This is a genomic window from Glycocaulis sp. (assembly GCF_050485565.1).
GTDB lineage: Bacteria > Pseudomonadota > Alphaproteobacteria > Caulobacterales > Maricaulaceae > Glycocaulis.
In genome coordinates, this window is record NZ_JBJHBQ010000001.1 from 460631 (window position 1) to 473493 (window position 12863).

Genomic DNA, 12863 nt, shown 5'->3' on the forward strand with positions numbered 1-12863 from the left:
AGCATGAGGACCGAAACGTCGGTGCCCAAGGCACGTCTCGTCCTCCAGGACGCTATGTATGTGCGAGACAAGTTGGAGCTCGAAACCGGGCATATCGAATGGCGCTTGAACTGGGTGTTGGCGGTGGTCTTGTTGAGAGTTGTTGGCCATGTATTGGATAAAGTAGATGGCGCAAATAACGTCGCGACACGTACTGCCGCGAGAGATTTTTACCAATCGTGGAAATCTGGAGAGAAGAACGCCATTTTTCGAGATTTCATCGAGCGAGAAAGGAACACAATACTAAAAGAGTATTCTTCTGACGTCACAGAGGGCCCCGTTCCCGTGATGGCTTACTTGCAGAGCCATGACGGTTTCGACGTTGTCAGGCAGTTTTTGATAGAGGAGAACTTGTACCGGCCAATGGGCTCTGGTGCGTACGAAGGGGAAGATGGGCGAACTCTACTGGACGAAGCAATTGCTTGGTGGGCACAACAATTGGATGCAATCGATGAGACGCTTAAGTGAAGAATAAGGGGGCGGAGATGGGGGATAGTCTGTCGCACCTGCCAAACGGAGGCCGTCCACACATGCGCCCTCGGGTCCCTCATTCATTTCGAGAAGCCCTTTCTTTCTGCAGGAATTATTGATTTCAATGGCTTAGAGCGTGATCCTGCCTGACGGAATCGGATTGGGGGATTCCGATGGCGGCCGAACGCTGATTCATCCTGTCTGCCGGAGCAGGAGGCGGGCGGACATGTCCAAGGCGTTATCTGTCGATCTTCGCAGCCGTGTCGTTGCGACTGTCAAAGCGGGCGCGAGCCACCGGGAGGCGGCGGCCCGGTTCGGGGTGAGCGCGGCCAGCGTGAGCCGCTGGCGGCGGCTTGATCGCGAGCGGGGCGACGTTCGCCCCGGCCCGCTGGGCGGGGACCGCCGCTCGGCCCGGGTGGAAGCTCAGGCTGGGCTGATCCTGTCGCTTCTCGACGAGATGGCGGACATCACGCTCGAAGAGCTGCGCGCCGCGCTGGCCGGGCGCGGTCATGCCTTCGGCTACGGCACGATCCATCGCTTTTTGAAGCGGCGCGGGATCACGCGTAAAAAAAGACCGGCCACGCGCTCGAACAGGACCGCCCCGACATCCTGAAACGGCGCAAAGCCTGGTTCGACGCCCAGCCCGATCTCGATCCCAAGCGTCTGGTGTTCATCGACGAGACCTGGGCGAAAACCAACATGGCCCGCACCCATGGGCGCTGCCGACGCGGCGAACGGCTGCGCATGGGCATGCCTCATGGCCACTGGAAAACCACCACCTTCGTCGGCGCGCTCACCCTGCGCGGCATGATCGCTCCGTTCGTGCTGCCCGGCCCGATCAACCGCGACGCCTTCGAGGTCTATGTCGAGCAGGTGCTGGTCCCCGAACTGCGCCCCGGCGACATCGTCGTCATGGACAATCTGTCCAGCCACAAGGGGCCGCGCGCTCATGCGCTGATCGAAGCCTGCGGGGCCAGCCTGGTCTTCCTGCCGCCCTACAGCCCCGACTTCAATCCCATCGAGAAAGCCTTCGCCAAGTTCAAAGCCCTGCTCCGCAAAGCCGCCGAACGAACCGTCGACGGCCTCTGGAACGCCATCGGGCGGATCTCCGACACCTTCACGCCAGCCGAATGCGCCAACTACTTCGCCGCCTGCGGATATGATCCAGACTGATCGGACGCCGCTCTAGTTTTTAGGATTGAGGATTAAGGGTGAGAGAAAAGTTCTCCCCTTCTTCTTCCCCGGCGCGCCATTTGCCGGAAAATCAGAAAGATGAGCCCGGTCAGGCGCGCGGGCGGTTTGCCAGACGCACGCCGAGCCGGAACAGGCCCCATATCAGCGCGGCCAGTATCAGGATCAGCAAGCCCAATGTGGCGGCAGCGGCCTTGGCGATCAGCGCGAAGCCCGGACTGGCGCTGAAATCCATCGCGGTATGGGCGTGCAGCGTCTCGTCAACCTCACCGGCGGCGTAGAAGGCCGCCAGCATGCGGCTGGTGGCCGGACGCTGGGCGGAGAACAGATCGGCGACATGACCCTGCTCGCTCAGCTGGACAAGCCGGCCATTGCTCAGGTGCGGCAGCAAATCCTCGATCGCATATTGCGCTGGCGTTGAGAAATCGACACTGCCCACCAGCAGGAGTGTCTCCACACTGGAGGGCTGCACCTCGCGAAACTCCGGCGCGATGAGGCGCAGCTGCGAACAGGGCAGGCTGGCCCATAAGAGGCGCGAGAAGGGCGAGCCCATGATCGCGCCGGGCGGGTCCATGTCCCCATCATAGTCGCGGGCAGGATCGCAATCGGCCGTTGCGCCCTTGAGCGCCATATCACCCCAGACAAACATGGACGGGATGGTGAGATCATAGGCCAGCGACATCAGGGCCAGACCGCTGGGATCGCCCTCGTCAGCCGCGAGATAGGCATCGAACACCTGCGCGGCGGTGGCGCGGTTGAACAGGAGGGCAAAACTGGCCACGCGTACCTTGCCCGGATCAATGGGAACGAAAAGCCATCGCCGCGGCATATCCGCGTTCACACGGCGCATCGTGCCGGCCAGATCGCTGGTGCGCGCGCTGCACGCCGCGTCCAGCGCGCACAGCTCCGAATAATACTCCAGCTGGTGATCGATCATGCCGGCTTCCCACACGAAGCGGCCGGGTGGGTTGACGGCCAGCATAGCCGAACGGTGAATGATCTGCGGGTGCTGGTGGGCGTAGATCTGCGCCACGCGGGTACCATAGCTGGCGCTCAGCAGATTGATCTGCGAATAGCCAAGCGCCTCGCGGGCCGCCTCCATGTCGCGCACCACGTCCACCATTGTGTAGGCGTCAAGATCGATGCCCTCATCGGCCAGCCTTGTCAGGCAAGCCGCGAAGGCCCCGCGCATCCGGTCCAGAGACTGCGCGCCGAGCAGATCGCCGCCCGTCCCGCGCATGGCGTGGCGCACTTCAGGGCAGACCAGCACGCTGGAGCCATCGACACCGCGATAGCCAACCATCACCACGTCGCGTTCGGCGAGAAGCTGGAGCGATGGCCTGAAATCCATATTGCTCTGGCCGGGACCGCCTGCCAGCCAGAAGAGCGGTTCGGCGGAGCCGCCCTCAAGCGCACGCACCCGCATGACCGGAAGGGAGATCACGCGTGCGACCGCCGGGTCTGCGCTTTCACGCACCTGCAGCTCCCCGCATTCTGCCGCGAACCGGCCAGCACGCGTGCGCAGCTCGCAGGGGTGCAGCGACAGGCTGTCCGCGAATGGTCCCGGTTCCACACCTCTACCAATGCCGGGCGCCGGGCCTGCCAGTGCCTCCACCGGCGATATGACCGCGCCTGCAAGGACCGCGCACACCAGACACAAAAGGGCGTAACAGATTGATTCTGGACGTTTTGATAAATCGGACATGGAGAGGGCTTGCCGCTCGCAGGGCGTTATTGTCACGAGGGTTTTCGTGAACGGGGCGCAGGGATGCGCCAATGGAAGGATTGTTCATCCGGCCCGCCCTCCAGACGTGCGCTGACGGCGCGCGAGCGGCCGGTTCTGCTAGAGGATGGAGAAGCGCCGCGCGGATAGGGGTATAGGCTGCGCTCTCCGGCGATAAAAATGCTCGCCGCAACACAGTGGAAAGATGATGGCAGGGTTCAAATCCCCCGATTTCAATGAGCGCGCAGCCGCGGCACGCGCCGCCAAACAGGCAGCGGTCGAGCAATTGCGCAACAGGCCGGCGCCCGATCCGGCAATAATCGCCGAGCGCAAGGCGGCGCAGGCTGCCCGCGAGGAGCGCCGTGCCGCCAGAAAGGCCGAGGCGGCTGCAGCCAGATTGGCCAAGGCAGAGGCCGCCAAGGCACAAGCGGCGGAAGAGGCCGAAGCGCTGCAGCGCTCCGAAGCCGAGCAGAAAGCGGCACGTGATGCGCGCTATGCCGCGCGCAAGGCCCGGAAAAAATGAAACCGCGCGAGCTGATTGGCGAGGCTGAGGTTCCCGGCGGCCCGCCGCTGCGGCTGGTCCGGCACGACAACGCCTTCATCATCATGCTGGACCGCAACGAGCTGATGAGCAGCCGCATGAGCGGCTCTGAGAAAGCGCTCGCCACACTGACATGCCAGAGGCTGGGCGTGCGCCCCGCGCCCCGGCTGCTGATTGGCGGGTACGGGATGGGCTTTACCTTGCGCGCGGCGCTGGCGGAGCTCGGGCGTGATGCCCGGATTGTGGTGGCAGAGCTGGTTCCCGGGATCATCGACTGGGCGCGCGGCCCGATGCAGGCGATGACGCAGGGCTGTCTTGATGACCGCCGCGTCGAGCTGCGCCTTGGCGATGTCGGCGCGGAGATCGCGGCGGGCAGGCAGAGCTATGACGCAATCCTGCTGGACGTTGATAATGGCCCCGATGGCCTGACGCGGCCCGGCAATGATGGCCTTTACAGCGTGCAGGGGCTTGCCCGCGCCCACGCGGCGCTAAAGCCCGGCGGAGTGCTCGCCGTGTGGTCTGCAAGCCCTGACCGGGCCTTTACCCAGAGGCTCAAACAGGTGGGCTTTCGCGTCGACGAGGTGAAGGTGCGCGCACGTGAAAACGGCAAGGGTCCGATGCACACGATCTGGTTTGCCGCCGCGCCTTAAGCGCTCTTTCACCGGTTTTGCCATCAATGGGAGCACCACGCGCCGGTAACCTGGCGCAAACTGGCCATGTCCGGGCGAAGCGGGCTATGGGCAAAGACCTTGCAGGACGGGCGCCGCAAACTGCGCCGGCGGGATGACAGGAACAGGGGCAGGGCCGCAGATGGCAGCGCACACGATTACGCCTTTCATCCTGTGCGGCGGGGCGGGAACCCGGCTCTGGCCCCTGTCAGACGCGCTGCGTCCCAAACCCTTTCTCAGCCTGCCTTCGGGACGCACCATGCTGGCCGAAACGGCATTGCGGCTGGAGGGGGAGACCCGCAGCGATCTTCGCTTTTCGCCCCTCACCGCCATCGGCTCGGCGCGCCATGGCACCTTGCTGCGTTCGCATCTGCCCGGCGCGTCCCTTGTGCTGGAGCCGGTGGCGCGCGATTCCGCGCCCGCATTGGCGCTGGCCGCCCTGCTGGCCAAGCCCGATGCGCTGGTGCTGATCCTGCCCGCAGACCATCACATTGCCCGGCCTGAACGTTTCCTTGATGCCATCGCCAGCGGTGCAGAGGCCGCCGCGAGCGGGCGCATCGTCGTTTTCGGTATCACGCCTGACCACCCGGCGACGGGCTATGGCTATATCCGTGTCCACGAAAAGGGGGCGGTGCGTAAGGTGGAAGCCTTCGTGGAGAAACCGGACCTCGCCACCGCCAGAGAGTATCTCGCTTCGGGCGAATATTTCTGGAATGCGGGCATTTTCCTGTTCCGCGCGGACGTAATGCTGGGCGAGCTGGAGCGCGAGGCACCGTCTGTCCTGTCGGCCGCGCGCGAGGCGCTGGCAGGCGCAACGACCGATACGGCCATTGACGCGCGCATCGTTGCGCGCGCGGCATTTACCGCTGCGCCCGCCATCAGCATTGATTATGCGGTGATGGAAAAGACCACGCTGGCCAGCCTGGTCCCGGCCGATATGGGCTGGAGCGATGTCGGCGATTATGCCGCGCTGAGCGCCCTGTCAGACGCAGACAAGGACGGCAATAGCGCACACGGCCCGGTCGTTCTGGACGGGGTAAGCGGCAGCTATGTCCGCAGTGAAGGGCCGGTCATTGCCGTCAAGGGCGTGGAGGGGCTCGCCATTGCCGCAAACCGCGACGCAGTGATCGTGACCCGCCTTGACGAGGCAGCAGAGATCAAGCCGCTGGTCAGTGCCGCGCGCTCGGTTACCGGTCTCTCAGGCGAGGCCGCAGACTGGGCGCGCAACTGGCTGTTTGACGCCTGCCTGCCCTTGTGGGCGCGCAGCGCCTGGGATGCTGACAAGGGCGGATTTGTTGAAAGCCTGACCCTGGAGGGCGCGCCCCAGCCAGAGCGGGAGCGGCGCATGCGGGTCATCCCGCGCCAGATATTCGCCTTCTCACAGGCCGCCCGGCTGGGCTGGGACAAGGGCGAGGCACGCCGGATCGCCATGCTAGGCTTGGAATATCTTGATGGCCCGGCCCGCGCATCCCAAGGCGGATGGGTGCACCGTCTGGACCGGGATGGCACGCCTCTGGACCCAAGACGCGGGCTTTATGACCATGCCTTCGTCATCCTCGCCGGTGCATCCGCCTTTCAGGCTTTTGGCGAGACGCGGGCGCTGGAACTGGCGCTGGAAGCGCTTGATTTCGTGACAAGCCGCATGTCGGACAGTTCCGGCGAAGGGTTTTACGACCCTGAAATGGCACCCGATGTGCGTGCCGCGAACCCGCACATGCACTTGCTGGAAGCGTGTCTGGCGCTGGAGGCCGCCAGTGGCTCTGCCGATGCATTGGAATGCGCACGCCTTTGCGTGGAGCGCTTTGAAGACAGCTTCTTCCACCCGGCCAGCGGCGCGGTGATCGAGGATCTGCACGCGGACTGGACGCGCGGCAACGGGCCGTGGCGCACCGAAGCGGGCCATTGCCATGAATGGGCCTGGCTGCTGGCCGAGTACGAGGCGCGAACCGGCCACGACCTTATCAGCTGGCGGCGGCGGCTGATCGGTTTTGCCGACAATAAGGGCCGCGATCGCGCAAGCGGCTTTGTCCATAACAGCGTGGACACGACGGGCGGGATAATCGATGCGAACCGGCGTCTATGGCCGCAGCTGGAAATGCTGCGCGCGCGCCTGCGCCACCCTGAAACGGCTGCGCCGGGCGAGGCAGAGCGCCTGCTCGAAAGCTTACGCGCGACCTATCTGGCCGATGCCTGTCAGGGCGGCTGGATGGACGCCTATGACCGCGACGGAGCACCGCTGGCCAAGGACATCCCCGCCAGCATGCTCTATCACATCATGACGGCTATCGGGCCGCTGGTGCGAGGTTAGGGCCGGCCCACGCTGGTATAGATGAGACCGGCTTCCTTCATCTCGGCCGGATCGTAGATATTGCGCAGATCCACCACGACAGGTGATTTCAGCGCGGCCTTGAGCCGGTCGACATCCAGCGCGCGGAACTCGTTCCACTCGGTGATGATGACCACGGCGTCAGCACCTTCCAGCGCCAGATAGGGGCCGGTCGTGTACTCGACATCTTTGAGAAGTTTTTCCGCTTCCTCGATCCCGGCCGGGTCATAGGCGCGCACGCGCGCACCCTTTGCCTGAAGCGCGGGAATAATGTCGAGGCTCGGCGCCTCACGCATATCGTCGGTATTGGGCTTGAAGGTCAGGCCCAGCACCGCGATCGTCTTGCCCGATACATCCCCTCCGCAGGCGGCGATCACCTTGTCGGCCATCGCCCTCTTGCGGGCATCATTGACCCGCACGGTCGCTTCCACCAGCTGCAAGGGCGTGTCTGCCTCCTGCGCGGTACGCACCAAGGCCAGCGTGTCCTTGGGGAAGCAGGAACCGCCATAGCCCGGACCGGCATGGAGGAATTTCGCGCCGATGCGCCCATCAAGGCCGATACCCTTGGAAACTTCCTGCACGTTCGCGCCGACCGACTCGCACAGATCGGCCATCTCGTTGATGAAGGTGATCTTCATGGCGAGGAAGGCATTGGCCGCATACTTGATGAGCTCAGATGTGCGCCGCGAGGTGAAGACAATCGGCGTCTCGTTGAGGAAAAGAGGCCGGTAGAGCTCGCGCATCACATCGCGCGCACGGGCGTTCTCCGTGCCGACAACCACCCTGTCAGGGCGCTTGAAATCGTCAATCGCCGCGCCCTCGCGCAAAAACTCAGGGTTGGACACGACGGCATAATCGCCATCGGGGCGCACCTTGGCGATCAGCGCCTCAACCTCGTCGCCGGTACCCACCGGAACGGTCGACTTGTTCACCACCACGGTGAAGCCGTCCATGACCTGGCCAATTTCCTCGGCGGCGGCGTACACATAGGTGAGGTCTGCATGACCGTCGCCGCGGCGCGACGGCGTGCCGACAGCGATGAACACCACATCGGCGGCACGCACCGCTTCGGTCAGGTCGGTGGCAAAGTCGAGGCGGCCCTCGCGCACATTGCGCTGCACCAGCTGGTCGAGGCCCGGCTCATAGATCGGCACCCCGCCAGATCGCAAAAGCGCAATCTTTTCCTCGTTCTTGTCGATGCAGGTCACCTGATGGCCGAAATCGGCAAAGCAGGCTCCAGAGACCAGGCCGACATAGCCTGTACCGATCATTGCCACACGCATGGAAAAGGCGCTCCGTCATATCTGCAGATTTTGACCTGCCTAATGCCTGCAATATGCCTGACAGGCAAGGAACAACACCCGAAACGGGTCTCCAATGGCTGTTCAAGCTACACATCGGCACGCGGCGGCGAAGTGTACCCGGCAAGAATGGCCGATGGGCGCGCAGGCAGTAGCAGTCAGCTTGGGCTAACCTGACCGATATCACATTATTTCAAGATGTTAGCGGGTGTTCCGGCATGGCCCGTCCCTTGCGATGTGGCCAGCACTTGCCGCCTGCCAGACCCGGAGACCAGCCCGTTGCAATCGATAGCCGCCACCCGCCGTTCGCGCATTACGCCTGCTGATATCCGCCAGATCGCCTTCACGCTTGTGGATCGCCACGGGGCGCGGGCGCTCGGCTATGCGTGTGAGGCCATTGCGGAAATGGAGGACAAGGGGGAGGCGGAGAGCGCAGCCGCCTGGCGCGCGCTCAAAAGCGAGATCGAGGACGCTCTGTCGGGGCGCATCGCGCCAGCAGGTCCGATCCGGCTTCATTAAGCAGCCTCTGGCCCCGCGCGCTTTTGACACTTGCCATTCAGGGCGTGCGGGCCGAACTATGTCTGTTGCATGCTGACCCCGGAAAAAGCCTTCGCGGACCTTGCCGCCCATTTCACGCCGGAGCGCACCGCGCCGGGCATGCGTGAGGCGCTGCGGCGCATGATCCCCATCACCGAGCTGGACCCGCCGGGCGTCGAGGTCATTGAAGACCTGACTCTGCCCGGCCCGTCCGAGCCGATACCTGTACGGGTCTGGCGGCCGTTCGATGCGGCGGAAAATGGCGCCGGGCTAGTCTATTATCATGGCGGCGGGTTCGTGGTCGGGGATATCGATACCCATGCCGCGCTGTGTCAGCGCCTCGCCGCGGCTTCGGGCGTCAGGGTGGTGTCGGTTGATTACCGCAAGGCGCCAGAGCACGCTTTCCCGGCAGCAGTGAATGACGCGCTGGCCGCATTCGACGCGGTGCATGAGGGCGCGCTGGCCCATCACGGGTTTGCGCCCGGACGGCTGGCCGTGGGGGGCGATTCAGCAGGCGGAAATCTGGCCGCGGTCATCGCGCAGCACCGGCGTGGCAAGGTAGCGTTCCAGCTCCTTTTCTATCCGCTGCTGCAGCTCGTGGAAATCAAGCGCGCGCGCCAGCCCTGGCAGGAGGGTCCGCTCTTGTCACGCGAGGTGCTCAAGCGCGTCAAGGAAAGCTATCTGCGCAGCCTTGATGATGTGCGCGATGTGCGCGTCTCACCGCTGCTGGCCGATGATCTGAAGGGGCTTGCTCCGGCCTTCATACTGGCCGCAGAGCTTGATCCGCTGGTCAATGAGGGGGCAGCCTATGCCGACCGGCTGGCCGCATCCGGCGTGCCGGTGGAAAGGGTGGTCTTCAACACCGTGCCGCACGGATTTCTCAACATGACGCGTATCCTGCCTCAGGCCGTTGAGGCAATTGTGAAGGCGGCAAAGGCGCTTGAGAAGGGGCTGGCCTGATGGCCGCACGCTACCAGCCCGATCCGCGCTTTTCCGCGCTGGGCGGGGAATTTGCCGATCCGGTGGAGCCCGCCAGCTTCCCCGCAAGCATAGAGCGCTGGTGGAATACACGCTGGGCTAAAGCGGTGGGGCTGGGCGATCTGGATGCGGCCGCGCGCGCGGCGCATTTTCACCGCTTCGAGCCTTTGCCCGGCAATCAGGAAAAGCCACTGGCGCTGCGCTATCACGGCCATCAGTTCCGCACCTATAATCCCCAGATCGGCGACGGGCGCGGCTTCCTCTTCGCGCAGGTGCGCGATGATGAGGGCCGCCTGCTGGATTTCGGCACCAAGGGATCGGGCCAGACACCGTTCTCACGCACGGGCGATGGCCGTCTGACCCTTAAAGGTGCGGTGCGCGAGCTGCTGGCCGCTGAAATGCTGGAAGCGCGCGGCGTCTACACCTCCAAAACTTTCGCCATTTTCGAAACCGGAGAAGAGCTGCACCGGGGCGATGAGCCGAGCCCCACGCGGTCTGCGGTGATGACGCGGCTCTCCCATTCGCATGTCCGCATCGGCATGTTTCAGCGCCATGCCTATTTCAACCGGCCCGACCTTGTCGAAGCGCTGATGGACTATGCGATTGAGCATTTCCATCCACAGGCCGCAGGCGGCGATACGCCCGCGCGTGCCGCCAGCTTTCTTGAGCACGCCACTGCCGCGCTGGCCCGGCTGGCCGCGCAATGGATGGCGGCGGGGTTTGTCCATGGCGTGCTCAATACCGACAATCTGGTGGTGACGGGCGAGAGCTTTGACTACGGGCCGTGGCGTTTCCTGCCCTATTTCGAACCGGGCTTCACGGCAGCCTATTTCGATGAGGGCGGGCTTTATGCCTATGGCCGCCAGCCGGAATCCGTCCTGTGGGCGCTGGAGCAGCTGGCTGGCGCGCTCTCGCTGATTGGCGAGGAAGACAGCCTCATCAAGGCGCTGATGACCTTCCCCGACCAGTACCGCTCCGCGCTCTACGAAGCCTGGCACAGACGGCTTGGCATAGCGCCGCTTGGCGGCGAGGCGGACGGGGCCTTCCTCACATCCCTGCTGCGCTTCATGCATGAGAGCCAGCTGCCCTTTGAAGGCGTGGTCTTCGACTGGTTTGGCGGCATGGCCTCGAAGGACCGCGCTTTCGCTGGCCCACGCGGGCAGCACTACCGCTCTCAAGGGTTTGAAGCAGCACTGGAAGCGTTTGGCGCGCGCGAAACCGTACGCCCTGAGCGCCTGTCCCATGCCTATTTCGCGAAAAGCGAGCCAGCGGACATGGTGTTCGAGACCATGGAGGCCGCCTGGGCGCCGATTGCGCAGAGCGATGACTGGTCCGCGCTGCATGCCCTGCTGGGCAGGGTCACCGACGCCCGTGAGGGCTATGATCTGGGGCGGGGACGCAGCGGGTTCTTAAGCGGGGCGGCACCATGAACAGGCTGGAATTTCTGTTCGGTGACAGTCTGGGTGAGGGCATTGTCCATGCCTTCACCACGCGCGCGGGCGGGGTCAGCGAAGGCCCGTTTGATAGCCTCAATCTCAGCTGGTCGCGCGGCGATAACAAGGATCATGTCGCGCAGAACCGGGCGCGGGTGGCCCGCGCGCTGGGTGTTACCCGGCTGGTCTTTGCCAATCAGGTGCATGGCGACACGGTACTGAAAGCCGATGGACCGCCAGAAGGCTGGTCGGTGGGCGAGGGCGATGCGCTGATCACCAACCAGAGCGGCTTTGCGCTTTGTACGCAGGTTGCCGACTGCGTGCCCCTGCTCCTGCATGATCCGGTCAATCATGCCATTGGTGCCATCCATTCAGGCTGGCGCAGCACGGTAAAGAATATCACCGCGCGCACGATCGAGGCGATGGGCGCGGCCTATGGCAGCCGGCCGGAAAGTTTGCGTGCCGCTATCGGCCCGGCAATCTCAAAGGCGCATTATCGCGTCGGACCGGAGGTGCTGGATGCCTTCAAGGCGCTGTTTGGAACGCTCGACGAGCGCCTTGTCGGTGCGAGAGACGCCGAAGGCGGGGCGGGGCTGGATGTGGCTGAAGGCGTCCACCGCCAGCTCCTGTCAGCCGGTGTGACGCAAGACCATATCAGCCGCATCCGCGCCTGCACCTTCGCCGATGAGGACCGCTTTTTCTCTTCAAGGCGCGCCGCGCGCGACGGCCATGCCGGCCAGTTCGGCGGCCAGTGCGGGATCATCGCGCTGAGAGGGTGAGGCCGGGCACTGCGGACAATCGCCCGCTGGCCGCGCCATTGCCGTTCCATGACAATAACTTAACATGCCTGCCGGGCGGGTGGTGACTAGGCTAGATTTTCCGGTCCATCACAGAAAAGTTCCCTCTGACATGATTATCCCTTTTGCGCTGGCAGCGTCGCTCGCCCTGTCGTCGGCATTCGCCCTGACTGAAGCTGCCCCTGCTCCACCACCAGCGCCCGATTTCAGCGCCGAGCGCGATCCGTTCGAGCTGGACTGGACAAGCCCGGCGCCGGGTATCTGGACCGGAGTGCGGCCGCAATCGGCGCGCCTGCCTGTCACCGGCACGAGCGTTATCGTGATCGGCGAGACCGGCGTTCTGGTCTTCGATGGGGGAGGCACGCCCCAGCAGGCCGAGCGTGTAGCGGAGAAAATCCGCAGCGAAACGGACCTGCCCGTTACCCATATCGCCATCAGTCACTGGCACGGGGATCATCATCTGGGCATCGCCCCGCTGCGCGCGGCATGGCCGGACGCTGTTACCGTCAGTCACAGCTTCACCCGCGCCGTCATGGACAGCACGCTTATGGATTCCGCACGCAATCCGGAAGCCACGCCGCCGGGCGCATTTCAGGCGCAGCTGGAAGGCGCGCTCGCCAATCCGGACCTTGCTGCACACAACCGGGCCTGGCTGGAACAGGCGCTCCAGTGGGCAGAGTTGATCGAGGAGCAGGTGCGCATTTCGCGGATACCGCAGATTGATGAGGTGTTCGAGGAGAGTCTGGAGATCGATCTGGGCGGACGGGCCGTACGGCTTGTTCACTTCGGCCCCGGCAATACCAAGGGAGACATCATGCTGCACGTGCCGGATGCACGTTTCATCGCCGCCGGCGACGC

At 64.2% G+C, this 12863-nt stretch carries 12 protein-coding genes; 10 read left to right on the forward strand and 2 right to left on the reverse strand.

Annotated features, from left to right (window positions below):
• Nucleotides 1–3 precede the first annotated feature (3 nt).
• Together ACQ5ID_RS02045 and ACQ5ID_RS02050 are read left to right on the forward strand one after the other, a co-directional pair.
• Nucleotides 4–507: a hypothetical protein gene (locus ACQ5ID_RS02045; RefSeq protein ID WP_429910808.1), complete on the forward strand. Its 504-nt coding sequence runs from the start codon at nucleotides 4–6 to the stop codon at nucleotides 505–507.
• 229 nt (nucleotides 508–736) lie between these two features.
• A protein-coding gene (locus ACQ5ID_RS02050; protein ID WP_429910809.1) for an IS630 family transposase occupies nucleotides 737–1683 on the forward strand; the annotation gives its coding sequence in 2 pieces (ribosomal slippage) (nucleotides 737–1076 and nucleotides 1076–1683; 948 coding nt in all).
• Nucleotides 1684–1792: 109 nt separating this feature from the next.
• On the opposite strand, the gene ACQ5ID_RS02055 is transcribed toward ACQ5ID_RS02050, so the two are convergent.
• On the reverse strand, nucleotides 1793–3406 hold the full coding sequence (locus tag ACQ5ID_RS02055) for an alpha/beta hydrolase (RefSeq protein WP_429910810.1): 1614 nt from the start codon (nucleotides 3404–3406) through the stop codon (nucleotides 1793–1795).
• A gap of 226 nt (nucleotides 3407–3632) precedes the next feature.
• Between ACQ5ID_RS02055 and ACQ5ID_RS02060 the strand changes: the two genes are divergently transcribed.
• The 3 genes from ACQ5ID_RS02060 (at nucleotide 3633) to ACQ5ID_RS02070 (ending at nucleotide 6941) form a co-directional block, all read left to right on the forward strand.
• Entirely contained in the window at nucleotides 3633–3947 is a 315-nt protein-coding gene (locus ACQ5ID_RS02060) for a DUF6481 family protein (protein ID WP_429910830.1), read from the forward strand.
• Complete coding sequence (locus ACQ5ID_RS02065; protein ID WP_429910811.1) at nucleotides 3944–4615, forward strand: spermidine synthase; 672 nt, start codon at nucleotides 3944–3946, stop codon at nucleotides 4613–4615. Before ACQ5ID_RS02060 ends, ACQ5ID_RS02065 begins: the two co-directional genes overlap by 4 nt.
• Before the next feature lie 160 nt (nucleotides 4616–4775).
• Nucleotides 4776–6941: an AGE family epimerase/isomerase gene (locus ACQ5ID_RS02070; protein ID WP_429910812.1), complete on the forward strand. Its 2166-nt coding sequence runs from the start codon at nucleotides 4776–4778 to the stop codon at nucleotides 6939–6941.
• On the opposite strand, the gene ACQ5ID_RS02075 is transcribed toward ACQ5ID_RS02070, so the two are convergent.
• The gene (locus ACQ5ID_RS02075; RefSeq protein ID WP_429910813.1) at nucleotides 6938–8242 is read right to left on the reverse strand and encodes a UDP-glucose dehydrogenase family protein; all 1305 of its coding nucleotides are present in this window, start codon (nucleotides 8240–8242) and stop codon (nucleotides 6938–6940) included. The two genes, ACQ5ID_RS02070 and ACQ5ID_RS02075, sit on opposite strands and share 4 nt — an antisense overlap.
• Nucleotides 8243–8497: 255 nt before the next feature.
• On the opposite strand from ACQ5ID_RS02075, the gene ACQ5ID_RS02080 reads away from it, so the two are divergent.
• The 5 genes from ACQ5ID_RS02080 to ACQ5ID_RS02100 all read left to right on the forward strand — a co-directional run.
• Nucleotides 8498–8779 carry a hypothetical protein gene (locus tag ACQ5ID_RS02080; protein ID WP_429910814.1) on the forward strand — a complete coding sequence of 94 codons (282 nt, stop codon included), beginning with the start codon at nucleotides 8498–8500 and terminating at the stop codon, nucleotides 8777–8779.
• A 69-nt stretch (nucleotides 8780–8848) separates the two neighbouring features.
• Nucleotides 8849–9757 carry an alpha/beta hydrolase gene (locus ACQ5ID_RS02085; protein ID WP_429910815.1) on the forward strand — a complete coding sequence of 303 codons (909 nt, stop codon included), beginning with the start codon at nucleotides 8849–8851 and terminating at the stop codon, nucleotides 9755–9757.
• Nucleotides 9757–11205, forward strand: a complete 1449-nt coding sequence (locus ACQ5ID_RS02090) for a protein adenylyltransferase SelO family protein (RefSeq protein WP_429910816.1) — start codon at nucleotides 9757–9759, stop codon at nucleotides 11203–11205. The genes ACQ5ID_RS02085 and ACQ5ID_RS02090 overlap by 1 nt, the downstream gene beginning before the upstream one ends.
• Nucleotides 11202–11987, forward strand: a complete 786-nt coding sequence (pgeF, locus tag ACQ5ID_RS02095) for a peptidoglycan editing factor PgeF (RefSeq protein WP_429910817.1) — start codon at nucleotides 11202–11204, stop codon at nucleotides 11985–11987. The genes ACQ5ID_RS02090 and pgeF overlap by 4 nt, the downstream gene beginning before the upstream one ends.
• A 130-nt stretch (nucleotides 11988–12117) precedes the next feature.
• Nucleotides 12118–12863, forward strand: a 746-nt coding sequence (locus ACQ5ID_RS02100) for an MBL fold metallo-hydrolase (RefSeq protein ID WP_429910818.1), incomplete at its 3' end; no start/stop codon positions are given.

Excerpts from the sequence above, each read along its gene's own strand:
- ACQ5ID_RS02045 (WP_429910808.1), top strand. The coding sequence starts at position 4 with ATGAGGACCGAAACGTCGGTGCCCAAGGCACGTCTCGTCCTCCAGGAC.
- ACQ5ID_RS02055 (WP_429910810.1), bottom strand. The coding sequence starts at position 3,406 with ATGTCCGATTTATCAAAACGTCCAGAATCAATCTGTTACGCCCTTTTG.
- ACQ5ID_RS02060 (WP_429910830.1), top strand. The coding sequence starts at position 3,633 with ATGGCAGGGTTCAAATCCCCCGATTTCAATGAGCGCGCAGCCGCGGCA.
- ACQ5ID_RS02065 (WP_429910811.1), top strand. The coding sequence starts at position 3,944 with ATGAAACCGCGCGAGCTGATTGGCGAGGCTGAGGTTCCCGGCGGCCCG.
- ACQ5ID_RS02070 (WP_429910812.1), top strand. The coding sequence starts at position 4,776 with ATGGCAGCGCACACGATTACGCCTTTCATCCTGTGCGGCGGGGCGGGA.
- ACQ5ID_RS02075 (WP_429910813.1), bottom strand. The coding sequence starts at position 8,242 with ATGCGTGTGGCAATGATCGGTACAGGCTATGTCGGCCTGGTCTCTGGA.
- ACQ5ID_RS02085 (WP_429910815.1), top strand. The coding sequence starts at position 8,849 with ATGCTGACCCCGGAAAAAGCCTTCGCGGACCTTGCCGCCCATTTCACG.
- ACQ5ID_RS02090 (WP_429910816.1), top strand. The coding sequence starts at position 9,757 with ATGGCCGCACGCTACCAGCCCGATCCGCGCTTTTCCGCGCTGGGCGGG.
- pgeF (WP_429910817.1), top strand. The coding sequence starts at position 11,202 with ATGAACAGGCTGGAATTTCTGTTCGGTGACAGTCTGGGTGAGGGCATT.